This window comes from Vibrio sp. D401a (assembly GCF_030248515.1).
GTDB classification, from domain to species: domain Bacteria; phylum Pseudomonadota; class Gammaproteobacteria; order Enterobacterales; family Vibrionaceae; genus Vibrio; species Vibrio rotiferianus.
The window spans coordinates 43504-68893 of the sequence record NZ_JAHGAI010000006.1 but is presented as its reverse complement, the minus strand read 5'-3'; the positions used below and the strand labels follow the sequence as shown (position 1 = coordinate 68893).

The window sequence follows — 25390 nt, the reverse complement described above, 5'->3', positions numbered from 1 at the left end:
TGGCAGCGAATACTCTCTTATCCGCACACAAAACCTTCACACCACGGTCATAATCTAGGGTCTAAAATTACTCTTGTACTCGTGTCTACGGACAAAATTTTCAATCGTTAGTTGTGTGAGGTTGCTATGGAAAAGTACTGTCCAATATGCCAAACGGAGCTTATTGGCCGAAGCCAATATTCGGTATGCCCAAGAAATAATATTGGTGAATGCGCTTATGATGGCTATGAGGATCTACACGCTCATTGTTGTCATGAAAAAACAGATAGCGCGCGGGAACGTGAAGCTCATTCTTTAGACTAGGTACGACGAGAATGACACAAAAAAGCACCACATCTTTCAGCGTGGTGCTTTTGAAGGAAATTTGCGGGTGTGTTAGAGCACGGCTTTTCGGTTTGGTAGGAACACTTCGCCTAACATACAGCGCACAGAGCCACCGCCAATCGATTCGATGGTAGAAACGTCGAATGGCAGCAATTTACCGTGAGTCGCCAGTTGATTTCTTTGTGCCAGTGAGAACGCATCGTAAGCCGATTGAGACATAGCAATAACCTTATCGCCACGTACCGTTTCCAGCTGAAGGATGTTGCCGCAGAACTGGTTCATCTGCTCAAGAGAAATCGAGATCACCTGCTTATCTTTCGCCAATGATTTAAGCACAAAGCGACGCTCAAACTCAGGGATCACTTCATCACAAATCACGCAGAACTGCTCACCTACCGCCATCATCACGTTAGTGTGGTAAATCGGCGCGCCAGAAGGCAAACGGGTTTGGAAAGAAATCACGCGATCGTAACCAATGCGCTTGGCATAATCTTCTAACACCAGACGATCACAACGCTGTGAAAGCGCGGCATAAACGGCTTTGTTGAAGTGGTCGAACACCATCACGCCTGTGCTTTCTAGGTAGGCTTCTTCTCCGAGGTATTCGGTTAATGAATCTTGTTGATGCACTTCTCGCCCTGCTTTTGCTAATGCAGAAACCAGCGCATCTGGGCGAACTTCATGCTGACGGTTTTCACACGCCATCGGGAACGTATACAAAGTACCTTCTGGAGTGGTGCTAAACCAGTTATTCGGGAACACCGCATCTGGCGTGGCAATGTCTGATTGAGGGTAATCAAACTCGACGACTTGCACGCCTTCTTTGCGCAAAGTTTCAACCATCGCGGAAAATTCAGCCATGGTGTTGCGTGAGACTTCTTCTTGAGTCAGAGAAACTTGATGTTGAAACTCATTGTCTTGCGCGGTTTCTTCGTTAAAACGAAACTCTTTCGGCGGCACCATCACAACGCAATTTGCGGTATGACGCAGAGCACTTTGCGTGCTTTCTTCTTTTCCATGTGCATTCTGAGGCACTGATTCGTGTAATAGCATCCAAACATTCCTTTTCACTAGAATGATGAGATTGTAAATTTATTGTTAACTTCAGTTTTGCTGTTTTTAATAATAAATTCATCATCCAAAGGTAAATATTTCTGACAAAAACTCTTTTTACCCGACTTTTTATTGTCACCGTGCTGATTTACGGTTTTGTGGCGTGTGAATGACAATCTCAAGAACAATGCACTAGTGAATTCTTTATAACCAACTAGTTACATTTAAAATGCAATCGGTTAGACTATTTTTTCGCCTCTCTCACGTAAGTAATTTGTCTGCTTTTCTGGCTAGCAGATCTCAATATGTCTTATCACCACGCTCAGTGTTTCGACCTCGTCCAAGGTAGAAAGAATTGATGAATTCACTCTCTGACGTGGCAATGTTTTAACTTTAGGATGAGTTATGTTTAAACGATTTGAAGGCTTTACTGAGCCGTTCCCCAAATCACAGCCTGACCAACCCCCAACTGGGATTTACGCCTTCTTACGCCATTACACGCGTGGCTTTGAGAAACCGCTGATCATCATGTCGATCATGTCTACGATTGTGGCAATCGTAGAAGTATCTCTGTTTGGTGCCATGGGTCAGTTGGTTGATTGGCTATCCACCAGCAACCCAGAAACCTTTTTGCAAGACAACAAAGCAGACCTTATTTTCTACGGCTCTTTATTGCTGGTTGTCATGCCAATTTTGGTGGTGGTTTATTCGCTGCTGATTCACCAAACTTTGCTGGGTAACTACCCGATGTCGGTGCGTTGGCTTGCACACCGTTACTTGCTTAATCAAAGTCTGAACTTCTATCAGGACGATTTTGCAGGGCGTGTCGCCACCAAGGTGATGCAAACCTCTTTGGCGGTGCGAGAAACCGTCATGAAGACGATGGATGTGTTTGTTTATGTCTTGGTTTACTTCACCAGTATTATCGTGATGCTGGCGGCAGCAGACTGGCGCTTGATGATCCCAATGTTGGTTTGGCTAATGGCGTACATCGCGATTCAGATCCACTTTGTTCCAAAACTAAAGGCCGTGGCGACTGAGCAAGCCGATGCACGCTCCACCATGACAGGGCGCATTGTCGACAGCTACACCAACATTCAAACCGTGAAGTTGTTCTCGCACAGTAAACGAGAAACCGAGTACGCCGAAGAAGGCATGAAAGGCTTCTTGAATACCGTATATCGCCAAATGCGCTTGGTGACCGGCTTCGACGTAGCGGTAGAGATCTCCAATTATCTATTGGTGTTCTCAGTGGCGGCGCTGTCGATTTACTTGTGGCTAGATAGCGCGATTAGCGTTGGTGCCATTGCGATTGCTGTCAGCTTAGCTCTGCGTATCAACGGTATGTCGATGTGGATCATGTGGGAAGTCGGTGCCCTATTTGAAAACTTGGGCACCGTCGTAGATGGCATGAAGACGCTGTCTAAACCTATCGACATCAAAGACAAAGCCGATGCGAAAGATCTGCAAGTTTCTCAAGGCGGCATCCACTTCGATAACGTTAGCTTCCATTATGGTGAGAAAAAGGGCGTGATTAACAACCTCGACCTAAATATCAAACCCGGTGAAAAAGTGGGTTTAGTTGGCCGCTCTGGAGCAGGTAAATCAACCTTAGTGAACCTATTGCTTCGTTTCCATGATGTTGAAGAAGGCAGTATTAAGATTGATGGCCAAGAAATTTCAAGTGTGACTCAGGACTCACTACGCTCAAAGATTGGTATGGTAACGCAGGATACCTCTCTGCTACACCGCTCTATCCGCGACAATATCTTGTATGGCAACCCTGATGCTACAGAAGAAGAGCTGCTAAAAGCAACCAAGCAGGCGCATGCACATGAGTTTATCGATACCCTAACCGACCCATTCGGCAACGTAGGTTACGACGCACAAGTAGGCGAGCGCGGTGTGAAATTGTCTGGTGGTCAGCGTCAACGTATCGCGATTTCTCGCGTATTACTAAAAGATGCACCATTGCTGGTACTTGATGAAGCGACTTCAGCTCTGGATTCAGAAGTTGAAGCCGCCATTCAGGAAAGCTTGAACGAGCTGATGCAAGGCAAAACCGTTATCGCCATCGCGCACCGTTTGTCGACTATTGCGCAAATGGACCGTTTGATTGTGCTTGATAAAGGCAACATCGTCGAGCAAGGTTCGCACAAAGAGCTTATCGCTAACAACGGTATTTATGCTCAACTTTGGGCTCACCAAACTGGGGGGTTCCTTGGTGAGGAGATAGAAGCAACCTAACTAGCTCATCAGTATAAATCTGTTAACTACACAAGGGCGGCAAAATGACTACGGTTGACCTAATTTCAAAGTTGTAGCCATTTTGTCGCCTTTACTTTGGGGAGCACCAGAACGACTTAAAAAAGGTGTAGAAAAAGTCAAAGCCTAACTTGTACACAATAAATCAGAGATCGATTTAAGAATACAGCCTGACAAACCTGTTATGGTTGAAAACGCCAAAAAGGGACGTTTTTGTGTATCTAATATGGCCCATACACCCTAGAAAATAGGACTAAGTATGTTAGACAAGTTACGAGCTCAAAACGAGAGAGAACATGAGGTCCTTGGAACTGGATTTTTCGTTTTACCTGCTAGCACAAACGACATTGATGAATGCAATAAGCAAGCAAATACACTTTTCAACTTATCTTTAAGTGAAGATTACATCTCTATTTTAAAAGCTACGGATGGTTTTTCATGTAACGGATTTAATCTTTACGGATGTAAACAAAAGCACGCCCCGTATTTTATAGATGGTATTCTGGATGCAAACTTGGAGTTTTGGGAAGAAGAATCATTGAGGAAGTACTTTGCATATAGTGAAGAATCAACTACTCGGATAGTTTTCAACATTGAAAGTCAAATGTACGAGATAGTAGATCGCGTATCTTGGGACGAGTTATATAGCTTTACGACATTTAAAGAAGCATTGGAGTTCAACTTGGAAGATAGTTGTATTTTTCTAGAGTAACTTTTCCGTAACGATTGCCGTCACTCCATCGCCAACAACTAGCCCCAAAATGTATCCAATTGATTATAATTAACTTGATATAACAAAATCAAACAGGTGGCCTTAGTGAGGAGATAGAAGATAAGCGAGCTTAAGCAATAAATGCCTCAAAACAAAACACCGCCTTTCGGCGGTGTTTTATTATCTGATGTTCAAAGCTATGGCGCTAAGCGATCAATATCCCACTCGCCATCATGCTGAGAGAACAAGAAGCGGTCATGCAGACGGTGTTCACCACCTTGCCAAAACTCAATACTCTTAGGCTTAACTCTAAACCCTCCCCAAAAGGTAGGTACAGGGATCTCGCCTTTAGCAAACTTCTGTTTCAGCTCTAGAAATTTTCCTTCTAGCACACCACGAGCAGAGATGCGGCTGCTTTGTTTGCTCGCAATGGCCGCTAGCTGACTCTCTTTCGGGCGCGAAGTGAAGTACTTCATGTTCTCCATTGGTGACAACTTCTCTGCGACACCAGTAATATGAATTTGTCGCTCAAGCGGGTGCCATGGGAAATGGAGGCTAATATTGCTGTTGTGCTCAAGATGCTGGGCTTTACGGCTGCCTAAGTTGGTATAAAAAACGAAGCCGTCTTTATCGACGTTCTTAAGCAAAACAATACGTTGAAATGGCATACCGTTTTCATCAACCGTTGCAACTGTCATTGCTGTTGGATCAGTCAAACCAGCTTGGATTGCTTGCTCCAACCATAAGTTAAATTGGTCGATTGGATCCGCTTTTAGGTCTTTACGGCGTAAGCCACCTTTTGTGTATTCACGGCGGATGTCGGAAAGTTCCATCTTCACTCCTTCACTATTTTTTCTCGATTGTGCGCTTGATGGTGGGGAATTACAAGGTCAGCCTTGTTAGCGCAAAGGTAATGGGCCTCACCCTACTCTTTGATACGCCGATATTCCTTGTTCAAACCCACAAAATTCAGATCTAATTCTCGTTGTGGTTGTGGCTCAATGTACCTTTAAATGCCTTTTGCTAACATGGCGTTAAAAACCAGTGAGCTCGCCGTGAACATACTCAACCCTAAAGCCATTCGGCATTTTGTTTTATTGATTAGCGCAGTTGGACTCGTCGGGTTACTGCTTACCCACTACTATGCGACTCAATATCAGCAACGCCAATGGCAATCACTTCTTGCAACATTAGCAAATCAAGTGTCACAAAAAATCGACGCTGAACTGGCGAAGTTTGAACAAATCCCCAACGTACTAAGCCATGATCCTCGCCTGTTGTCTGCACTTAAAAATCAAGAACCTTCATCATCACTTAATCAACTATTATCGGACTGGCTTAAACAAAGTCTTGCCGACACGATCTATGTTCATGACCGAACAGGAACCGTAATCGCATCAAGCAATTTTGAACAAGCAGACAGTTTCGTTGGTGCAGATTTTAGCTTTAGACCCTATTTCCAAAACGCAATGAAAGGGGAGAAAGCTCAATATGTTGCGCTTGGGGCTCGCTCAAATAAACGAGGGTATTTTTTTGCTTCCCCGCTAATCGCCGATGGAAACGTGCTTGGTGTTATCACGGTAAAAGTAAACCTCGAACAACTCGAACAAAGCCTTGCTCAAGAATCGACGGATATACTCGTGGTAGATGAACACAATATTGTGTTTATGAGCAATTTGCCCAACTGGCGATACAAAGCGCTGTTCCCCTTAACAGAGTCGCAAACAAGCTACCTCACACGCACACAACAATATGGTGACCAACTCCCTCAATACCGTGGCGATATAACCCAAGAAGGTGACTTCACGGATTTTGAACACTCTTCTTTGCTGCCATCAGAGCATTACCTTGCCTTTGCCGAGCCTTTGCATGCAAAAGGCTATCGAGTCATTGCTATCGTCACGAAAAATCAAATTCTGATGGCAGCATTACAAGCAGACATCATCTTTCTGATTCTCTACAGCTTAATGAGCTTAATCGCTCTGGCTTGGTTTCAGATGATGGTCAACAAAGCTCGTCTAGCGGAAATGAATGTCAGTTTGGAAGAAAAAGTAACACAACGCACCGTAGTACTAAGTCAGGCAAACCAACAGTTACAACAAACAATTAGTCAATATCAGCTGAGCCAAAAAGAGCTGAAACAAACCCAGCAAGAGCTCACGCAAGCCGCAAAGCTCGCTCTTTTAGGAGAGCTTTCAGCCAGCATTAACCATGAAATTAACCAACCTCTAGCCGCACTGAGAACATACACAGAAAACTCTCAGCGTTTGATGGCAATGGAACAATACCCTGTGGTCACGGCTAATCTTGCCAAGATGCTGAGCTTGAATGATACAATTTCAGAGGTGATTGCTCGCTTAAAAGTGTTTACTCGTAAATCAGATCAAAACACACGTAATGAAATCGCCAATTTGCATGACTCTGTTCACAACGCCACCAGCATACTGAGCAACAAACTGATCAAACAAGGCGTCACGCTGAAAGTCCCAACCATTCACCGCAACATAAGCTTAGCCATTCACAGTGTCGAGCTTGAGCAAGTGTTGATTAATCTTTTCCACAATGCGGCTCAAGCCATGGATGGACAACGTATTGATCCTCAGATATCGCTGGCTGTTCAATGTCACGATAATTTATGTGACATTTTAATCTCTGATAATGGCCCGGGAATGTCAGACTCTTCATTAGAAAAAGTGTTTGATCCATTCTTTACGACCAAACCAGAAGGTTTAGGGCTTGGCCTTACGATTTCTAAAAGGATTCTTGAGAGCTACGGCGGCAGTTTGACTGCATTTAATCACGCCAACAAAAGTACCCATGAGTTAGCTGGCATGACCTTCGTGATTACCGTCCCTCTTGTAACAGAACCTACGGAGCAACCTCATGAATGATCTAATCTATTTTGTCGATGATGAGCCCCACATTCGTGATGCTGTTTCCCAAGCAATAATGATTGAAGGACTAACCGTTACTTGCTTTCCAAATGCCATAGAAGCACTCAGGGAAATTGACGTGCAAACGCCAGCAGTAGTTATCACGGACATTCATATGCCCGTCATGGATGGGCTCGAATTCATGAAAACCCTACTAAGCAAAAATGCACACTTTCAAGTCATTGTCCTCACTGGCCATGGTGACGTTAAAACGGCTGTGGAAGCGATGAAAGCAGGCGCTTATGATTTCTTGGAAAAGCCCTTCTCGACTGAGCAACTAATGAAGTCACTGAACAATGCCAAAGACAAGCTGCTGCTCCTGCAAGAAAACGTATGGCTTAAAAAAGAGCTCGACATGCAAACTCATGTTGGTCCCAAAATGATCGGTCACAGCCAAGCAATGGTAACAATACGTCGAACCATCATTAGCAGCACACCAAATAAACCGATGATATTCTTAGGCAAAGAAGGAACTGGCCGCCGCTTAGCTGCCCAGTTTGCTCACGATATTCACGCGACGCCAGACAGCGAACTACTTATCGCTTCAGGGTACGATCTATCTGAACTTTCTGATGAAGCATTTACTAAAAGCATTGATTATCTTACGCAAGGCAAATCATCATCCAGTTTATACGTCCACAGTCTCGAATATCTCCCTGCCGATCGTTGGGATAAACTGGTGCAGCACCCTGGGTTGAAACGCGTTTTAGGTGCTGGCATCAGTGCGTGCTTTGATATTCAAAACACCGCTCTCGTTATTCACTTACCCACACTAGACGAACGCAAAGAAGATATCGCTCCATTGTATAAGCACTTTGTCCGCTACTCCGCGAGCCGATATCAGTTGCAGCCGCCACAAATTACATTGGAAGAAATAAACCAAGTAACCCAAATGTCGTGGCCTGAGAACATCAAACAACTACGACAGTTCGCCGAGCTACGAGCATTAAAACCAGCAGCATTTCCTATGAGTGAATGGAGTAACGAACGCAGCATTGAACTCCAAAGTATGACTCAGCGCACAGAACACTTTGAATACTGTCTGTTATTTGATGCTTTACAACGCCATAAAGGCAAGCTGAAAGAGGTTCAACTAGAATTAAACGTGTCACGCAAGACATTGTATGACAAGCTAAAAAAGCATCAGTTGGACAAAACACAGTTCAAGGCCTAGATAGAATTAATTTATTGATCCTGTCGCTATTACTTAACATGGTCAATAAATGAGAATAAAATCAAAAAGATATTTATTCTTTATAAAACAAGGAATGTAATGAGCCGAGATAACTACAACAAACTCAGCAACGAAGAGTTGGATTTTGTTGACGACAAGACCGCAGCATTGCTTCTCAACACACCAAGTAGTGCCCGTTTAATGCTTTGGGTAATGGTGCTTTTTTTCGCTGCTGCGATTGGCTGGGCATCTTGGGCAGAGATTGACAAAGTCACGGTTGGTCAGGGAAAAGTCATTCCTTCATCGCAAATACAAGTCGTGCAAAACTTAGAAGGTGGCTTAGTTAAAGAGATCCTTGTCAAAGAAGGCCAACAAGTCGAAAAGGGTCAGCAATTGCTTTTGATTGATGACACGCGTTTTCGCTCTGACTTTCGTGAACGAGAACAGCAAGTGGCTAACTTAACCGCGTCAGTTTTGCAGCTCTCCGCCTCTATTAGCAGTGTCGAAGTGAATCGAGAGTTTGATGAAAAGGATTGGGAGAAAAGCGTTCTGCTTGATTACGGAAAACTGACCTTCCCACCGACATTAGAAGAAAACCAGCCAAAACTGACTCAACGCCAAAAAGCGGAGTACCGTGAAGATCTAGACAACCTGCGCAACCAATTATCGGTCATTGATCAACAGGTAAAACAGAAACAGCAAGATCTAGTTGAGATCGAAGCTCGTGTGCGCAACTTGCGTCAGAGTTACTCATTTGCCAAGAAAGAGCTGGATATCACGAAACCTCTTGCTGATGAAGGCGTCGTTCCACGTATTGAGCTATTGAAACTACAGCGTCAAGTCAACGAATCTCGCCGTGAAATGACATCGAGCGAACTTAAGATCCCGGTGATCAAATCTTCGATCAAAGAGGCAATGTTGAACCGGATAGATGTGGCACTTAAGTTTCGTTCGGAGCAACAAGAGAAACTCAATAAAACTCAAGATCAGTTGTCTGCGTTGGTTGAATCTGCGGTTGGATTAGAAGACCGTGTTAACCGGACTATCGTCGTATCCCCTGTAACAGGCACGATCAAAACGTTAAACGTCAATACGGTTGGCGGGGTTATTCAACCCGGTATGGACATTGTAGAAATCGTTCCAACCGAAGATACTTTGTTGGTGGAAGCGAAAATCGCCCCTCAAGATATTGCATTCTTACGTCCAGATTTACACGCTATCGTTAAGTTCACCGCTTATGACTTCACTAAATATGGAGGCTTAGAAGGGGTACTCGAACACATCAGTGCAGACACTACTCAGGATGAAGAAGGTAATAGCTTTTATATCGTCCGCGTACGAACTGATAAAACCAATTTTGGTAAGGGTGCCGATCTGCCGATTATTCCAGGTATGACCGCTTCTGTTGATATCATCACAGGCAAGCGAACAGTATTGGAGTACCTATTGAAGCCAATTTTGAGCGCAAAAAATAACGCATTAAAGGAGTAAGCATCGAAGCAAAGATCCGATCAACGAGCTCAAATTAAGTAAGTTCTCAATGACGAACATTGATCGTAATAACAGTTGTGATGTATATCGATTATGCCACTGAATTTAAAGCGTAAAGTTAGCGTTCTGTTGGGTTTAAGTTTGCTCGCTCTTCCCGGAGGAGCCCAGAGCCCACTAGAGCAGAAATGGATAAACGCGGTCACCAACACCTACGGTGAAAGAGCGGGCTTACGTGTTAAAACATGGCGGGAAAACATTGAGTTATACCAACACCTTACTACTCAAGAAAAACTGACGGGAGTCAATGACTTTTTCAACCAAATGTATTTTGTCGATGATATAAAGCTTTGGGGGAAAAAGGACTACTGGGCAACACCTTTAGAGTTCTTAGGTAGTAGCGCCGGAGATTGTGAAGATTTTACTATCGCCAAGTATTTCTCATTGCTTGAATTGGGTGTTCCTGATTCAAAAATGCGCTTGGTGTACGTTAAAGCCATTGAACTGAATCAGTTCCATATGGTTCTCGCGTATTACCCAACACAAAGCTCAGAGCCTTTGATTTTGGACAATATAAATCCAGAAGTAGTCAAAGCCTCCAAACGTAGCGACTTGCTACCGATTTACAGTTTTAACGGTTCAAACCTTTGGTTGATGAAATCTGCAGGCAGTAACGGTGAACTCGCCGGGAAATCATCACGTTTGAGCCTTTGGAATGACTTACGTTCGCGCGAGCGTAAGTTGCACTTAAACAAACCTATTATTAACTATGACGAGTAAGAAACATGACCCTTTATAAGAAACTTGTAGTGGGAATGGTTACGGTCTTTATACTCTTGATGACATCAGTATTCGTAATCGAATTCAACACTACTCGTAACAGCTTAGAGCAACAGCAACGTTCAGAGGTCAACAATACCATTAATACGGTAGGTCTCGCTCTTGCGCCTTATCTACAGAACAAGGATAAGGTTGCCGTAGAGTCAGTAATCAACGCTTTGTTCGACGGCAGTACCTATTCGGTAGTGCGTTTAACAGCGCTAGATTCAGACTATCAAATCGTACGCTCGTACCCAGTAAAACCAACCTCAGTACCACAATGGTTTATCGATCTAAACCTCTTTAAAGCTATCCATGATAAACGTGTGGTAACCAGTGGCTGGATGCAGTTAGCCGAAGTTGAAATCATCAGCCACCCAGGTGCAGCTTACGAGCAGCTGTGGCAAGGGTTTATTCGTCTACTAAGCGCCTTTGGTTTGATTTTCCTAGCGGGTCTAATCTCTATCTCTTACATCTTACGCCGCTCATTAAAGCCGCTCGATGCGATTGTGAAGAAGATGCATGAAATCGCTAACAACCAGTTTGGGGACCCGCTAAAACGTCCTAAGACAAAAGATCTGATCGCCGTTGTTGATGGCATTAATACCATGTCTGCGCAAATCGAGCTTTCTTTTAAAGAGCAAGCCAAAGAAGCCCAACGTCTGCGTGCTCAAGCCTACCTAGATCCAATTTCAAAACTGGGTAACCGTTCGTTCTACATTAACCAAGTAGACCAATGGCTCGCAGAACAAACTCAAGGTGGTATCGCCTTGCTACATGCAGAGTACATTGGTGATATCTACGAAACGAAGGACTACCAACGTGCAGATGCGCATGTAAAAGAGCTTTCTCAGCGTTTGAAGAACACCATTGATGTCCCAGGAGCGACAATCGCACGTTTATCTAGTGATGAGTTTGGTTTGCTATTCCCACACATGGATGAAAGCGAACTACGCCTAATGGCTGATAGCATCATGAACTGTGTGAATGGCCTAAATACTGACCCTACAGGCATGGCTAAGCCAAAAGCCTCTCTGGGTGTAGCACACAGTAAAGAAGAGAAAACCAGAACAGAAGTTATGTCTATGGTGGACAATGCGCTGTCAAAAGCGAAGTCAGAACCAGACAAGGCTTACGGCTTCATCGCTAGTGATAGCGCTTCAAGCTTGATGGGTAAACAGCAATGGAAAGCTCTGGTAGAAGAAGCGATTCATAGCGGTTGGATCAAATTCCGTTTTCAAGAAGCGAAAAACTCTTGGGGTAAAGTCTTCCATAAAGAGGTGTTCTCTAGCATTGAAAAAGATGGTGAGACTTACCGTGCGAACCAATATCTGTTTGCATTAGAGCAGCTTGAAGCAACCAATATCTTCGACCAGTACGTCATAGAATCCATGATTTCGATGCTAGAAAGCGGAGAACTCACGGATCCTGTTGCCATCAACATTGCACAAAGCAGCTTGGCTCAACCGTCCTTTATTCGTTGGACAACCAGTATTCTGGAGAAGCATACCAAAGCAGCGTCAATGCTACACTTTGAGATACCTGAAGACTGTTTTGTTGAACACCCACACCACACCGCACTGCTATGTAATGCCATTCGCCAAGCGGGCGCTGAGTTTGGTGTTGATAACTATGGACGTAACTTCCAATCACTGGATTACATTCAAGAGTTCCGCCCTGGGTATGTGAAGCTAGATTACTTATTCACTCATAACTTACATGATGAGAAACAGAAATTCACTTTGACTTCAATTTCTCGCACCGCACATAACTTGGGCATCATAACGATTGCATCACGTGTGGAAACACAAATTCAGCTAGATTTCCTAACTGAACATTTTGTTGAAGTATTCCAAGGCTTCATCGTTGATAAAGATTAAAAAAGGTTAAGGATGAAAGACCCTTTATTAAACTCGCTCATCTACGTTAGCCGATACTATGGGTTAGCAAACTCGCCAGAGGCCTTGATCAACGGCTTACCGTTATCCGATGGCAAGCTAACCCCATTTTTGCTTCCTAGAGCGGCTGAAAGGGCTGGCCTTGTCGCAAAAGAGAACCGTGCAGGGCTGGAGAATATCTCCAGCCTTATCTTACCGGCCATCTTACTTTTAAAAGGCGGCGATTCCTGCGTCTTAAACAGTATTAACTTAGAAAAAAAAGAAGCCGAAGTCACAACACTAGAAAGTGGCTTGGTGCCTATCGCAATCCCACTAGAAGAGCTATTAGAACAGTACACTGGTCGTTACTTTCTGGTAAAAAAGCAGTTTCGGTATGACGAGCGCTCTCCAGAGGTACTAAAAACCAAAGAAGGTCACTGGTTTTGGTCGACACTGTGGCAATCTAAACGCATCTATCGCGATGTTCTCATCGCTTCTTTGCTCATCAATATCTTTGCTATTGCGGCCCCAATGTTTACCCGTTTGGTATATGACAAAGTGGTCCCTAACCTTGCATTTGAAACCCTATGGGTTCTTGCTAGTGGTATTTTTGTTGTCTTCCTGTTCGACTTCCTCTTAAAAACGCTTCGAAACTACTTTATCGATGTAGCAGGTAAAAAGTCCGATATCCTTATCTCCTCTAAGCTGTTTAGCAAAGTCATGGGAATCCGAATGGAATCGCGTCCTCCGTCTGTGGGTGCTTTTGCTCGTCACTTACAAGAGTTCGAATCTATTCGAGAGTTTTTTACCTCTGCAACAGTAAGCGCGTTGATTGACCTACCATTCGCGATTCTATTCTTGGTAATCATTTGGCTTATGGCTGGTGATTTGGTCTACGTACCAATTGTCGGTGTCGTGATTCTCATCATCCACTCTCTATTGATTCAAGGCCCTTTACGTCGATCAATAGAAGAAGGCTCTCGTCTTGCTTCACAAAAATATGCCAACTTGATTGAAAGTCTATCTGGGTTAGAAACCGTTAAATTACTAAGCGCCCAAGGTCAGTTTCAATACCGCTGGGAAGAAGCGGTCGCGCACATGGCAAACTGGAATATCAAGAGCCGCCGCATCACAGACAGCATCCAAAATGCGGCTGGTTTTGTACAGCAAAGTAGTAACGTAGGGATGATCATCTTAGGCGTATATCTCATCGCCAATGGAGATTTGACGATGGGCGGTCTGATTGCCGCAACCATGTTAAGTAGCCGAGCGATTGGCCCACTAGTGCAACTTTCATTACTCTCGACTCGTTACAACCAAGCAAAATCTTCGATGACCATCATCAATCAGGTGATGGAAATGCCCGATGAGCAAGAAGAAGGTAAACGTTATATTCACCGACCAATTATTCAAGGTAAGGTAGAGCTCGATCGTGTCACGTTCCATTACCCGGATGCACCTGTCGCTTCAATCCGTGGTCTTAGCTTGACGATCAATCCTGGTGAAAAGGTCGCAATCATCGGCCGTATTGGTTCGGGTAAAACAACTCTCGAACGCTTGATCATGGGGCTTTATAAGCCAACTGAAGGGCATGTTCGTATTGATGATACAGACATGGAGCAACTCCACCACGTCGATGTACGTCGCAACATAGGTTGTGTTCCACAAGACAGCAACCTGTTCTATGGCTCAATTCGTGACAACATTACACTGGGTCGCCCGCTAGCAGACGACCGAGATGTTATGGATGCGGCTAACCGTGCAGGAGTGACCGTATTTACTCAAGCCGATCCAGCGGGTCTTGAACGCCAAGTTGGCGAAGGCGGGGCAATGCTATCTGGAGGTCAGCGTCAAGCAGTCACTATTGCACGAGCATTTCTTGGTCGCCCACCAGTGCTACTTATGGATGAGCCAACGAGTGCTATGGATAACCGCTCCGAAATGCAAATCAAACACCAATTGACGCAATTAAAACCAGCAGAAACCTTAATCCTCATAACTCACAAAACTTCGATGCTCGATGTGGTTGATCGAATTATCGTGATGGAGAAAGGCAGCATTATTGCTGACGGTCCAAAAGCACAAGTACTGAATGACTTAAAACAAGGCAAAGTAAAAGCCGTTAGTTAACAGGACAGGCTTTTTATGCAAGCCCCGTTTGATACCCATCAGACGGGGCTTATTTATTTGCCATAGTTAAACCAAAATAAGCGAACTCTTCTAAAAACACCCACAAGAGAACAAAACCAACAATGGCGGCTAATCCCATGATTGCCCTTTCGTCTTCTTCCATCGCATCCCTTCCACTTTACACCACACACGTGAGCTACATAGTTAGCTTAGCAGCAGCCAGCAGTACGATGATCAGGCTTAATTCCATCACCGTTTGGAACTGAGATGCAGGTCAAAAATTGTCCAACACAATTATCTCCCCGCTTTCAAAATAGTTAATTACTTGCGAGCGAAAATCGGCTATAACACGCGCCTTCTTAATATTCTCGAGTTGAAGAAATGAATCATTGGATGCACTTGGAGCAAATTGGCCAGTATTTCACTGCCGGCTCTATCGGTTATAAAGTGTTGATGGGCGTCATCATTCTGATCGCTTATCGCTTGCTAAAGAAAATTGCCAACCGCGCGATTCTGAATTTGGCAGAAGCCAAAGGCGTAAACAAAGCACGCTTGAGCTTTATTCAACGCTGTTTCAACGTCGCATTTTCATTTCTGTTTGCCTCACTCTTCGCTATCGTAACCGGAATTGGGTATGGCGATGTCTCTCTATTTCTATCATCGATCTTTGCGGTCTTAGGTGTTGCCTTTATCGCACAGTGGTCGATTCTCAGTAACATCACAGCAAGTTTTCTTATTTTCTTTGTCTTCCCATACCGCGTTGGTGATCGCATCAAAGTCGTAGACAAAGATGAAGACATCAGCGGTGAGATTCAAGAGATCCGCATGTTCCATGTGTTGATCAAGCACGACAACGGCAACCTGATCACTTACCCAAACAACCTGATGCTACAAAAAGCGGTGTTAAAGCTGGCAAAAGAAAAAGCTAAACCTGAAGAGCCAAAAGCTACTGCTCGTATTTATACCCGTAGACAGAAATAACCTTTACCAAAGCCGATGTGATACATCGGCTTTTTGTTTCCTCGCATTTTTTAAAGCCCCTCTTGACCTCAATCTAGCTTGAGGTTTTATCATCCTTTTCAAGCAACACACTCGGGTCTTGCCCCTAACGACAAAACATGAGAAGGATTGTATGCCAAAAATCGCCATTGTTTACTTCACCAATACCAATATTACTGGCCAACTTGCACAAGCAGTCGCTGCCGGTGTCGAGTCACAAGGTATAAACGTCGTTTCCTACCGTATCTTGGGAACCGACATCATTACAGGTCGATACCAAAACTCTGATCTTTTTCAGTCTATTGCACAATGTGATGCCATTATATTCGGTTCACCAACCTACATGGGCAGCGTAGCTGCGCAGTTTAAAGCATTTGCTGATGCTAGCAGTGAATACTGGGGTGAGCAGGGATGGTCGGGCAAAGTAGCCGCAGGGTTCACGTCTGGAGGAGCATTGAATGGCGACCAATCAACGACATTGCAGTATCTTCTTACATTGGCAAGCCAACATGGCATGATTTGGGTAGGATTAGACTCAGCTCATGGTTTTGCTGACAAAGGAATTAATCGCCTCGGAACACAGCTTGGTGTGGTATCTAAGGCAGAAGATGGGCAACTTCATGAAGTAGATGCTGCAACCGCGCGCTATCTAGGACACCGCGTGGCTCACCTGGTTAAACGACTAGCTCATCCAGAATAGCGAGTCTAGAGCAGCGTTGGCCGATCCAGTATCGCTACAGGTTCGGCAAAAAAACCATGACTCATGTAATTAAATATTTGGTAATAGCGGCCTGAACCTCTGCGACTTGTCGCTCGAACAGTTCGAGACATTGTTCGTTGTGGCACTTAGCAACTGGCACCCAGTGCAAACCAGTACCATCATTTAGAGCAAACTCAATCCTGAGCTCGTACTTAGCACCGAAGTAAACTCCGAAGCCAATACCCATTAACACTGATGCTAGCGCTATCCAATAATACCAATTGGGATAGTTCGTATCCCACGCTAACCAAAGTAATGAGGAAGCGATAGACATCCAACACAATGTCTTAAAAAGCTTTTCTCTTATGCTCAGACATTTAATTTCAATATCGTGGACTCGTGATAGAGGATAGACGTCATTCTTCACATAAAACTGATCCCGCTCTATACGAAAGTCATCCACTTTGTACATGCTCGCCAACCTCTCATAAATCACGCAAATTGATTCGGTCTTATGACGATACTAAAGCGCAAATAGCTGCGCACCTCCAATTCTATGTTTTATAAGAGAAATGAGAGCCTGATTTAATATTCATGGTAGAAAAAATCTACTGAACAACTGATTTTTAACACTTTTCTAATGGTCTTAGTTTGGTTTCATTACTTTAAAAAACAGTTCAATAAGCGTTGGTAAGTATCTAACACCAATACGGCTGCCTTTAGAGAGCATCAAACAAGCGATGAAAACTATGCGCGGCACCAACCAGACCTTTAATTCCCATTAAGAAGTCGGTTTGCTGTTGTATACGAATAACAGAAAAGTCACAGGGGACACAAAATTCATGTCCCCAATAAGAATTAGAACTTGTAGCCAACTAGAAGACTAGAAGACTAGAAGACTAGAAGACTAGAAGACTAGAAGTTGTTGCATCGATACCAGCAAAATCTACAACTGAAATTTGAGCATCCAACGTAATTCCATTTTGGAACACGTAACCACCTTGCACAGCGAAACCAATCGAAGAATCTGAGTCACTGACTGATGTGTATGCGTTGTACACGGTCGCTTCCGTATCAGTAGCAGCTAAACCACCCAAAATACGCCAACCGCTCATGCTTTCATAGCCAACCATAAGGTTTGCTTGCGAAGCCTCTACATGCGCGCCTAGATAACCGATTGATGCACTGTCTTCAACGATAGTTGGAACATAAGAACCAGTGTTCACAAGGCCATTGTTACCACAACAGGTTGTTATTGAATAAAAACTACCAAATCATCTGTTGTTTTTGAAAAACTCAATAAATGCTCGTGTCCGTTTCGGTAGATGTTCACGTTTAGGGTATAGAAGATAGAGCGGAAGTATCGCGTTTGTGTGCCAATCGGGGAGTAAATTGACAAGTTGCGCTCGCTCTTGGGGACTCAGTTTTTCCAGTGCAAACTCATCCAGCATCGCGACACCGCAACCAGCTACTGTCGCATCAAGCATCGATTGGACAAGATTAAAGCACAGCACGCTGGATAACGTGACCTTGATGTTTTGTTGATTTTGCTGGTGATGAAAGTGCCATGTATCCAGATTCAATTCAGTATTGCGATAAATAATGTGTTCTAAAAGATGCAAATCTTCTGGCGTGCTTGGTGATGGTTTTGTAGCTAGATACGCTTTGCTCGCGAATGGTTTACAGTGTAAAAAGCGCAGATGATGTCCGACATACCCTTCAGGGGGAGAGTCGGTAAAAAAGAACGCAAGATCAAATCCAGACTCAATCAAATCGAGCGGTGTTTCAGTGAAAATCACCTCAAACGTTACGTCGGGGAATCGCTTACGAAAAGCGATTAATGAAGGGTTGAGTAACTCGGCACCAAATGAGGCGGAAGCAGCAATACGTAAATGCCCAGCAACCTTATCGCTTTCCATCACTTGTTCATTAATCTGTTCCACGTTTTCCATTAAGCCTTTCACTTGGTGATAGAAACGCAGCCCATCGTAAGTAAGGTTAAATTGTCGCGTGGTACGTTGGATAAGCTGAACAGAGAGTATTGCCTCCAACTGTCTGAGCTGACGACTAACATGTGCATTGGAACAGCGCAGCTTCTTAGCAGCACCAGCAATACTTTTCTCTTCACACAATGCAATGTAAATCGGCACGTAACTGAGCCAGTTTATTTCCATATGGTAATTATGAATCTCTAAAATCAATCTACTGGAAATAATAGAAAGGCTCTACACTTCGCACAACTTAAATTTTTGCATGGAGAATACAGATGAACGCTTTTGAAACTTGGTTAACTGGCCAAGTCATAAAAGATCACGTAACGAATCCAAATATCGAAGTTGGGGATTACAGCTACTATTCGGGGTTTTATCACGGGAAAACCTTCGAAGTTCAGGCTGTTCGTTATTTGATGGGCGACAGCGTGACACAACAAGAGTGGCAAAACGGCGCATATGGAGAAGTCGATAAACTGATCATTGGCAAATTTTGTTCAATTGCCTCTGGCGCGACTTTTATGATGGCGGGTAATCAGGGGCATCGTATTGATTGGATTTCCACGTTTCCCTTTTCCCCGGAAGAGTTTGGCGATGGGGCACAAAGCGGCTTTGAGCGTGCCGGTGATACCGTTATTGGCAACGATGTCTGGATTGGCACAGAGGCAATGATAATGCCAGGAGTAACTGTCGGTGATGGTGCGGTCATTGGTGCACGAGCTGTCATCACAAAAGATGTGGCACCTTATTCGATTGTGGTTGCAAACAACCATGTCGTCCGAAAAAGGTTTGATGAGGTCGCAATTGGATCACTACTCGAAATGAAATGGTGGGACTGGCCTTTAGAGAACATCAAACAAGCGATGAAAATTATGTGCAGCGGTGATATAGAAAAGCTCGCTACCTACTACGCTGAGCATATACAGTCACGTTAGAGAAGTCGCTAGCTAAACCCAAGTAGCTTCCAGATGCAGTATTCAGAGCGTCGCCATTGGCTCAAGTTCAAGTAAAACAACACCGTGTTGTAGCGAGCTCTTACCAAGTTATTTGAAACCGTAATCGGAACAATGACACACTTCCAAAGGGTTCCCTTTGCAAATAATAAGGGCCTTGGTTTGCTTACTTTTCTGCCGATTTTTTATTTAAGCCCGCGAGACGTTTAAATCGCACCTGGGTATACGATATAAAATAGCCCAGTTCTGAACTGGGCTAAGTGTTTTTTACTCTAATCCTAAAACTGAATGAGCGACGACAATTTATACTGCGACGTCTTCCTCTTCTAGGTTGGCTGCAACTTTGATCTCATACTGATTGAAGCTAAAAACGCAGCCTCCATGTGTGCGCTTCGTGATCACTTGCTCATCACCAAACTGAACCGTTACGCGCGTAAAAACTCGCTCAGTGGCTTCTACAACATTTTCTTCTAGCAGAACTTCGAAATCAGTTTCTAACGTATTGAGTTTAGATTTGACGTCTTCAAGATGCTTATTATTGCGTTCTTTTAGATCATCAATTTGAGCTTGCTCCTCATCCGTTCGTTCCGCTTTTGGGCGCTTCTTAAATTCAAGTTCTTTACGAATGACTTCCATCGTACCTTCTTGAGCGAGTTTGTATTCCTCTTTTAACGCGCTGATTTTTTCTTTGTATGCCGTGTAGCGAGCAAAGGCTTCCACTTTTGTAGCCGTATCCCCTTCTACACCAAGCTGCAAACATTTTACCTTGTCGCCTACTTTTGCAACCCCACCACTTAAGGTTCCATTGCGCCCAGAAGCATCCAAGACGGTGAGATTATGGCCGCATTTAATATCATTATTCATGCTGTGTACGGCAAGCTCAATATCTTGGCCAGATTGAAGTTCACTAAATTGAGCGTAGTTAGCCTTGATCGACCCCTTGCTTTTGACATGGCAACTCTTGGGTTCACCATCAGGCACGGTATGACCAATAATGCCTTTACCTACTTCAATGTCACCTTGTGCTTGCACATCTGCCGACTCGATAAACCCACCGACGGTGACAGAGCCTGTCGCTTTTACGATCATACCAGACTCAATATCACCAGAAATAAACACATTTCCTTTAAACTTCACGTGCCCAGTATTAACACCAACGCAATTAAGACACAATGCATTGTCTACCTCGATGGTTTTTTCTTTGATCATTGGCATGCCGGAGACCGTTGCCAGCAACAAGTTAGGATCATGTTTTGCTATTTCAGTGCCTTTACCTGGCTTGATTGGGCTATCCTTACCTGCCTGTGGGGGGATGATTTTCCCTTGAACAGTAAATCCTGGCGTCCCTTTCGTTGCAGGAGTCCGACGCATAACCTCATCACCCGCATCAACCGTAATGGTTTCACCCAGATTTTTTAAATCAATCTTATCGCTGTCCGAATTAGCTTGCTTGGGCTTGAGTACACGCTTGGATATATCTTTAACTAACGGCGTAAATATGGCGTCTTTGCCTTTTATGGGCTGCTTACCAACCGCAACAGGTTGGACAAAAGTTTCCCCTGGCTTGAGTTGTGTGCTGACTACCATGACTTTCTTTAGCGCCAATTTATTGATGCCTTTAGATACCTTAGCATTTGCCAACGCTTGCACTATCTCGGGACCACGCAAGCCGCGACCTCCATGTGCGCCTACAACACACATGCTCGCTAGCATGTCATTGTTGCTAAGTTCGACCGAGACTTCAGCATTACGTAATTCAGCAATGATGATTCCATCATAAGCTTCAGCTTTTCTCTCCCTAGCACAATTAATAAAGCGCACAACTTCAGCTTCATCGACAAACAACTTGCTTGCATCCATCTCAGCAAGTTGCTCAGGCAATTCCTTTTGATTTAGCTCACCACCCAGGTCTACATCCCCAGGAATGTGAGCAATAATCTTCTTTTGGTCTTCAGACCATTTAAGACAGAGCTTCCACATATCAGCCACACCAGCTAAACATTTACTGCTTCAGTCTATCTAAAATCGTTTTTGGAACAAAACTCTCAACATCAAGAATCGGGCTCACATCACTAAAGGAGTGAACACTGATTTGTAAGCGTGTATTAAGGCCAGCAAACTATTATGAACTGCGTTTTACACTGTAAATCTCTTTACGATTTTTCCAATACCTTTGCATCGTTGCTCTTTTACACTATCTCTCATTGAGCTCAACAGTAATCGCAGTTGCAAAAAACTTTTGGTTTTAAGTTTACTTAAACTGGCTGTAATAAGTTGATAGTAGGTTCTTTCGGTTATAGCTCAAATGCTGACTTTCATTGCCGAGTCTAACCAAAGAATGGAGAAAATCAGTCTACATAGCAGTTCAGTTCATCAAGGTTTATCGTAGCGGTGACATTCCAATCTGGTGCTTGGACCTCAATGTCGGAAGAAACATGCGATGATCTATTGTGGCAAGTTTTAATCTATTTTGAGTTAGGATCTGAAGATAATTTGTTTTTAACTGGTTTGATAGTTCAGAGCTGAGCGTAATGCACTTCGCCTATGTATTTAAAAGATGATAGCCATAGGCGCCTAAGCTTCTAATTCGGCATCGAACGAGTCTACAGCCCACTCCCCTTCCCTTTGAACATTACTTGCAAAGCGACTTACGAGCGAAGTCTAATAGCATAGACTTGCGTACCGTTTTGACCGTCCGATCAGTCCTTTCGGTCGTTTACACTGTAAATTTGGATCTGCATAAACGGAGAATTTTGGGGGCCATCGCGATAGTAGGAACCCTAAGTAGTTTGTTTGGATTTACAGTGTAAAATCAACGTGGCTAGTCGTCAGCGGTGGAGTACTCAAATACCGTTTACAGTGTAAATTTTGCCAGCAAAACTTGTAGCTCAGAACGAAGTGTCGACTCTACTTGTTTTCGTCCCAATAGCCCGTATTGTCTTGCACACTGACTCCAGTCTTGATTTAACAGCAGCTTACTGATCATCAAATCAGACGCTTCACCGAGGCCATTTTGCCAAAGCCATTGTTGAAGCCATACAGAGACAGATTCAAAACTATTTCCTCCGCAAGCATAATGCTCGATCAGAGATAGCTTTGTTTGATTCAATGGAGATACTTCCATTGGCAGAAAAAACAAACTACGGATTAAAGAAGGTTCTAATCGAGGATAAATTGAAGAAGCGCTCAACGAAATAAGTTCTTCGAATAGAGCTTTGGCCTCCTCAATCCAGCCTTGATAAGGTTGGGGACTGCACTGACGAATCATCAAAAGTGAATAGCAACCACTTGCAGCATCACGCATAGTTCCGAGGCGAATGGCGTCAAAACCAGAACGTTGCCAGAACCGAATCAACTCAGACGTCGCTCCAAAGCTGGTGGAAAGATAAGAGATATGAGATGGAGCATCCTCTTCCAGTTTTGCCAGCATCTGCTGGCCAATACCTTGTCCTTGAAACTCGGGATGAACAGCAATTCTCATCACACGAAGGGTAGAAAGCGCCCCAACTTCTGGATACCCGAGTTGATTAATAATGCTAACTGGAGCCAAATGCCCTTTGGGACGGCGTCTACCAAGTTGAATCTCTTTAACTAGGTTCTCATCAAGATTGCCCTCTTCCACTGTCATCATCACACCGACCACATCACTGTCATGTAGAGCAACGTAAATTTGGCTACATTCATCTTGCAATAGATGCAGTAAATCGCTAGGAGAAGTTTGATAGTGCGCATTAACCAATAGCGCGAAGCATGTATTCAACACGGAAGGATTAGAAATCAATTCTGACTTACGGAGATTGACCAATGTAATCTCGCCAATCTCAGCCACATTAATCGGTTCAAGCTCAGCGTCCAAAAGAAACGCCTCATATAACCATGTCTCTAGTTTGTCATTGGCGCTCCAACGGATAGGCTGTTGAAGATGGTGACTCTTCATTCCCGGTCTTTGTTCTTTCAACCATTCAACAAACTTAAGCGTAAACCCTCGACCACACCCTTCATAGCCATGTATCGTGCTCGAAAAGACCAAACGATGATAATGTTCCGTGATTTGCTTGAGCATTGGCACAGGGATCGCTGCGGCTTCATCGACCAGCAGTAAATCACAATCTGGTAAAGAAGAAAGTAACTCGTCGGGGGCAATAAATTGGATGTACCCTTGCCCTGCTTCCAAGCGGTCTTTCTTAACTCGTTGTGCGGTTGAAAGCAATCGCAAAGCATGCTGATAAACAGATTCAACTGCTTTAATGTTTGGCGCAGTAACCAAAATACGCATTGGCTTTCGTTCAAGTAATTCCGCGCAAGCAATACCTAAAGCGCTGGTTTTACCTCGACCACGGTCAGCAGTCAGCACCAATGGACGCTTGCGATGTCCAGTTACAACTTTCTCAACCAAAGCTACCGCTTCTATTTGTTGCTCGAACTGGTTTTCCTTCGCACCAGATTGCACACTCGATAACTTCGGCAACGGAAGGCTCTGGTCTATCACAGTTAGTTTTTGCCAATGCATTTGCATCCACAAATCAGCTTCGCTTGGATGCTCTGGTTTATTGGCGATAACAAGCAGCAATCCACCGCCAACCAAAGCACCAAGAGCAGCGGTAAAACTGTTGGCGTCAACTCCGCTTCTCGCATCAAACAATAAAACATCGCACTCACGACCAAGCAGCATATTGCCTTGTTTGCCAGAGACACAAAAAGCCCCTTCAAGAGAGCAATCACCGACACAGAACCAGGTCTGATTCGATTGATGTTTGTAAAAGTCAGCAATTAGCGCATCTTGCCATTCGGGTTCACCATAGATAACCACGCCACGACGTTGAAACGTATCATGAGATTGAGTTTGAAGTTGAGAAAGGAATTCAGATTGAGCGAGCATTAGGTATATCCGAGAATTAAACTGACGCCATGTTATCACATCTCGATGCATGGAGACTTTGCCCAATTACAGACATAAAAAAACCGCCCGAAGGCGGTTTCAAAGAAGAAGAGATTTACTTCATTTTACTCTCAACGAAAGCTAGAATCTCGTCCATCAAGCTGTCGTCAACTTTCTTCAAGTTAAGAGCAAGGTTGTTACCTTTACGGCTGTAGCTTGCACGACCTTTAACAAGGTCGACTTTTTCAGCTTTCTTAGTCGGCTTCGCAGGTGCTAATTCTACAATCCAACTTTCAATGCTTTCTGTCACGTCTTTAGTTAAGCGAGCCACGCCTTGAGCCGTGCTTCGCTGCCACAAGTAGCCTTCGGACGTGCGGCACTTATCCAATAGATTTTGCTGCTGTTCACCCGTCAATGACGAAAATTGCTTATGCAGTTTCACGATAGTTGGTCGACCTAAGTCACCTACATTTGGGTAAGCTTGCAATAGTTCTAGAGGCAGAGCAGCCGCTTTTAATGCGCCGCTCACTAAGGCTTCACTACACTGGAACATTTTAGCTAGCGCTTTCTGGTCTTCTGCTTCACCGCTTTCGAGCTTCGCCTGCATCTCTTTACCTTTTTCGTAGAGAGACAGAGGTTTGTGCGCGTTCGCTACATCAGAAAGGAACTTAGCATGATCGGTGTTGATACCATCAGCAACGTAAACCAAGAAGTCTTGTTCAGCCAAGATACAAGACATACGTCGACGGCTACCATCAAGAACTTCAATCTTTCCTTCTTGAGTACGACGACCAACCGCGGGATACTGCTGGCCACGCTCTTTCAATGTGACCAAAACATCCGACAGCGCATGTTCGTTTAAGAAGGACTGCTCACGTGCATTATCTGCAAATACCGTGGTATCTGATGCAACTTTATCTGCTGGGATACGAACCAATTCAAACTGAACTGTGTTCTCACCCGCAACGGCAAGTTCGATCGTTTGTGCTTTATCTTTTGCCGCCGTTTGCGCTTCTTGAGGTGTCGCAACACGACGCTTATTGGTTTTACCAAATAATTTCGCGTTTAATTCAGACGTTTTCAATGCCATTTA

General features: G+C 44.1%; 19 protein-coding genes. 11 read left to right on the top strand and 8 right to left on the bottom strand.

What is annotated here, in order from left to right:
* Nucleotides 1-375 precede the first annotated feature (375 nt).
* Nucleotides 376-1377: an arginine deiminase-related protein gene (locus KIV41_RS03400; protein WP_285335672.1), complete on the bottom strand. Its 1002-nt coding sequence runs from the start codon at nucleotides 1375-1377 to the stop codon at nucleotides 376-378.
* Between the two features lie 405 nt (nucleotides 1378-1782).
* On the opposite strand from KIV41_RS03400, the gene KIV41_RS03395 reads away from it, so the two are divergent.
* Both KIV41_RS03395 and KIV41_RS03390 read left to right on the top strand, forming a co-directional pair.
* Nucleotides 1783-3624 carry an ABC transporter ATP-binding protein gene (locus tag KIV41_RS03395; RefSeq protein ID WP_285335671.1) on the top strand — a complete coding sequence of 614 codons (1842 nt, stop codon included), beginning with the start codon at nucleotides 1783-1785 and terminating at the stop codon, nucleotides 3622-3624.
* A 277-nt stretch (nucleotides 3625-3901) separates the two neighbouring features.
* Nucleotides 3902-4354 (top strand): YrhA family protein, encoded by a 453-nt coding sequence (locus KIV41_RS03390; RefSeq protein ID WP_285335670.1) that lies wholly within the window; start codon nucleotides 3902-3904, stop codon nucleotides 4352-4354.
* Between the two features lie 197 nt (nucleotides 4355-4551).
* On the opposite strand, the gene pdxH is transcribed toward KIV41_RS03390, so the two are convergent.
* Nucleotides 4552-5187, bottom strand: a complete 636-nt coding sequence (pdxH, locus tag KIV41_RS03385; protein WP_010453734.1) for a pyridoxamine 5'-phosphate oxidase — start codon at nucleotides 5185-5187, stop codon at nucleotides 4552-4554.
* Nucleotides 5188-5367: 180 nt separating this feature from the next.
* On the opposite strand from pdxH, the gene KIV41_RS03380 reads away from it, so the two are divergent.
* From KIV41_RS03380 to KIV41_RS03345, 8 genes are all read left to right on the top strand, one after another.
* Nucleotides 5368-7245 carry a cache domain-containing protein gene (locus tag KIV41_RS03380; RefSeq protein ID WP_171357342.1) on the top strand — a complete coding sequence of 626 codons (1878 nt, stop codon included), beginning with the start codon at nucleotides 5368-5370 and terminating at the stop codon, nucleotides 7243-7245.
* On the top strand, nucleotides 7238-8461 hold the full coding sequence (locus KIV41_RS03375; protein ID WP_171357341.1) for a sigma-54 dependent transcriptional regulator: 1224 nt from the start codon (nucleotides 7238-7240) through the stop codon (nucleotides 8459-8461). The genes KIV41_RS03380 and KIV41_RS03375 overlap by 8 nt, the downstream gene beginning before the upstream one ends.
* 99 nt (nucleotides 8462-8560) lie before the next feature.
* Nucleotides 8561-9952, top strand: a complete 1392-nt coding sequence (locus tag KIV41_RS03370) for an HlyD family type I secretion periplasmic adaptor subunit (RefSeq protein WP_045385780.1) — start codon at nucleotides 8561-8563, stop codon at nucleotides 9950-9952.
* Nucleotides 9953-10045: 93 nt separating this feature from the next.
* Nucleotides 10046-10729: a transglutaminase-like cysteine peptidase gene (locus tag KIV41_RS03365; RefSeq protein WP_171357340.1), complete on the top strand. Its 684-nt coding sequence runs from the start codon at nucleotides 10046-10048 to the stop codon at nucleotides 10727-10729.
* Between the two features lie 5 nt (nucleotides 10730-10734).
* Nucleotides 10735-12648, top strand: a complete 1914-nt coding sequence (locus tag KIV41_RS03360; RefSeq protein ID WP_285335669.1) for a LapD/MoxY N-terminal periplasmic domain-containing protein — start codon at nucleotides 10735-10737, stop codon at nucleotides 12646-12648.
* A gap of 12 nt (nucleotides 12649-12660) precedes the next feature.
* Complete coding sequence (locus KIV41_RS03355) at nucleotides 12661-14775, top strand: type I secretion system permease/ATPase (protein WP_285335668.1); 2115 nt, start codon at nucleotides 12661-12663, stop codon at nucleotides 14773-14775.
* Nucleotides 14776-15168: 393 nt separating this feature from the next.
* A complete protein-coding gene (locus KIV41_RS03350; protein WP_285335731.1) occupies nucleotides 15169-15756 on the top strand; it encodes a mechanosensitive ion channel family protein in 588 nt (195 codons plus the stop codon).
* A 151-nt stretch (nucleotides 15757-15907) separates the two neighbouring features.
* Nucleotides 15908-16474 carry a flavodoxin family protein gene (locus tag KIV41_RS03345; RefSeq protein ID WP_045385776.1) on the top strand — a complete coding sequence of 189 codons (567 nt, stop codon included), beginning with the start codon at nucleotides 15908-15910 and terminating at the stop codon, nucleotides 16472-16474.
* 61 nt (nucleotides 16475-16535) lie between these two features.
* Here KIV41_RS03345 and KIV41_RS03340 read toward each other — a convergent pair whose 3' ends face one another.
* The 3 genes from KIV41_RS03340 to KIV41_RS03330 all read right to left on the bottom strand — a co-directional run bounded on the left by KIV41_RS03340 (nucleotide 16536) and on the right by KIV41_RS03330 (nucleotide 18648).
* Nucleotides 16536-16808: a hypothetical protein gene (locus KIV41_RS03340; protein ID WP_128826962.1), complete on the bottom strand. Its 273-nt coding sequence runs from the start codon at nucleotides 16806-16808 to the stop codon at nucleotides 16536-16538.
* A gap of 565 nt (nucleotides 16809-17373) precedes the next feature.
* The gene (locus KIV41_RS03335) at nucleotides 17374-17700 is read right to left on the bottom strand and encodes a hypothetical protein (RefSeq protein WP_231571978.1); all 327 of its coding nucleotides are present in this window, start codon (nucleotides 17698-17700) and stop codon (nucleotides 17374-17376) included.
* A 48-nt stretch (nucleotides 17701-17748) separates the two neighbouring features.
* The gene (locus KIV41_RS03330; protein WP_045385775.1) at nucleotides 17749-18648 is read right to left on the bottom strand and encodes a LysR family transcriptional regulator; all 900 of its coding nucleotides are present in this window, start codon (nucleotides 18646-18648) and stop codon (nucleotides 17749-17751) included.
* 92 nt (nucleotides 18649-18740) lie between these two features.
* Between KIV41_RS03330 and KIV41_RS03325 the strand changes: the two genes are divergently transcribed.
* Nucleotides 18741-19400 carry a CatB-related O-acetyltransferase gene (locus KIV41_RS03325; protein WP_285335667.1) on the top strand — a complete coding sequence of 220 codons (660 nt, stop codon included), beginning with the start codon at nucleotides 18741-18743 and terminating at the stop codon, nucleotides 19398-19400.
* A 321-nt stretch (nucleotides 19401-19721) separates the two neighbouring features.
* Here the strand turns inward: KIV41_RS03325 and KIV41_RS03320 are convergent, their stop codons facing one another.
* From KIV41_RS03320 to KIV41_RS03310, 3 genes are all read right to left on the bottom strand, one after another.
* Complete coding sequence (locus KIV41_RS03320; protein WP_285335666.1) at nucleotides 19722-21398, bottom strand: DUF342 domain-containing protein; 1677 nt, start codon at nucleotides 21396-21398, stop codon at nucleotides 19722-19724.
* A gap of 874 nt (nucleotides 21399-22272) precedes the next feature.
* Nucleotides 22273-24297: a tRNA(Met) cytidine acetyltransferase TmcA gene (locus KIV41_RS03315; protein WP_285335665.1), complete on the bottom strand. Its 2025-nt coding sequence runs from the start codon at nucleotides 24295-24297 to the stop codon at nucleotides 22273-22275.
* A 115-nt stretch (nucleotides 24298-24412) separates the two neighbouring features.
* Nucleotides 24413-25387, bottom strand: coding sequence for a ParB/RepB/Spo0J family partition protein (locus KIV41_RS03310; protein ID WP_045385772.1), 975 nt, complete (start codon nucleotides 25385-25387; stop codon nucleotides 24413-24415).
* Nucleotides 25388-25390: the final 3 nt, after the last annotated feature.

Coding starts and splice junctions, on each gene's coding strand:
- KIV41_RS03330 (WP_045385775.1), bottom strand. CDS start 18,648: ATGGAAATAAACTGGCTCAGTTACGTGCCGATTTACATTGCATTGTGT.
- KIV41_RS03350 (WP_285335731.1), top strand. CDS start 15,169: ATGCACTTGGAGCAAATTGGCCAGTATTTCACTGCCGGCTCTATCGGT.
- KIV41_RS03370 (WP_045385780.1), top strand. CDS start 8,561: ATGAGCCGAGATAACTACAACAAACTCAGCAACGAAGAGTTGGATTTT.
- KIV41_RS03340 (WP_128826962.1), bottom strand. CDS start 16,808: ATGTCTATCGCTTCCTCATTACTTTGGTTAGCGTGGGATACGAACTAT.
- KIV41_RS03320 (WP_285335666.1), bottom strand. CDS start 21,398: ATGTGGAAGCTCTGTCTTAAATGGTCTGAAGACCAAAAGAAGATTATT.
- pdxH (WP_010453734.1), bottom strand. CDS start 5,187: ATGGAACTTTCCGACATCCGCCGTGAATACACAAAAGGTGGCTTACGC.
- KIV41_RS03315 (WP_285335665.1), bottom strand. CDS start 24,297: ATGCTCGCTCAATCTGAATTCCTTTCTCAACTTCAAACTCAATCTCAT.
- KIV41_RS03400 (WP_285335672.1), bottom strand. CDS start 1,377: ATGCTATTACACGAATCAGTGCCTCAGAATGCACATGGAAAAGAAGAA.
- KIV41_RS03380 (WP_171357342.1), top strand. CDS start 5,368: ATGCCTTTTGCTAACATGGCGTTAAAAACCAGTGAGCTCGCCGTGAAC.
- KIV41_RS03375 (WP_171357341.1), top strand. CDS start 7,238: ATGAATGATCTAATCTATTTTGTCGATGATGAGCCCCACATTCGTGAT.
- KIV41_RS03395 (WP_285335671.1), top strand. CDS start 1,783: ATGTTTAAACGATTTGAAGGCTTTACTGAGCCGTTCCCCAAATCACAG.
- KIV41_RS03365 (WP_171357340.1), top strand. CDS start 10,046: ATGCCACTGAATTTAAAGCGTAAAGTTAGCGTTCTGTTGGGTTTAAGT.
- KIV41_RS03325 (WP_285335667.1), top strand. CDS start 18,741: ATGAACGCTTTTGAAACTTGGTTAACTGGCCAAGTCATAAAAGATCAC.
- KIV41_RS03345 (WP_045385776.1), top strand. CDS start 15,908: ATGCCAAAAATCGCCATTGTTTACTTCACCAATACCAATATTACTGGC.
- KIV41_RS03355 (WP_285335668.1), top strand. CDS start 12,661: ATGAAAGACCCTTTATTAAACTCGCTCATCTACGTTAGCCGATACTAT.
- KIV41_RS03390 (WP_285335670.1), top strand. CDS start 3,902: ATGTTAGACAAGTTACGAGCTCAAAACGAGAGAGAACATGAGGTCCTT.
- KIV41_RS03310 (WP_045385772.1), bottom strand. CDS start 25,387: ATGGCATTGAAAACGTCTGAATTAAACGCGAAATTATTTGGTAAAACC.
- KIV41_RS03360 (WP_285335669.1), top strand. CDS start 10,735: ATGACCCTTTATAAGAAACTTGTAGTGGGAATGGTTACGGTCTTTATA.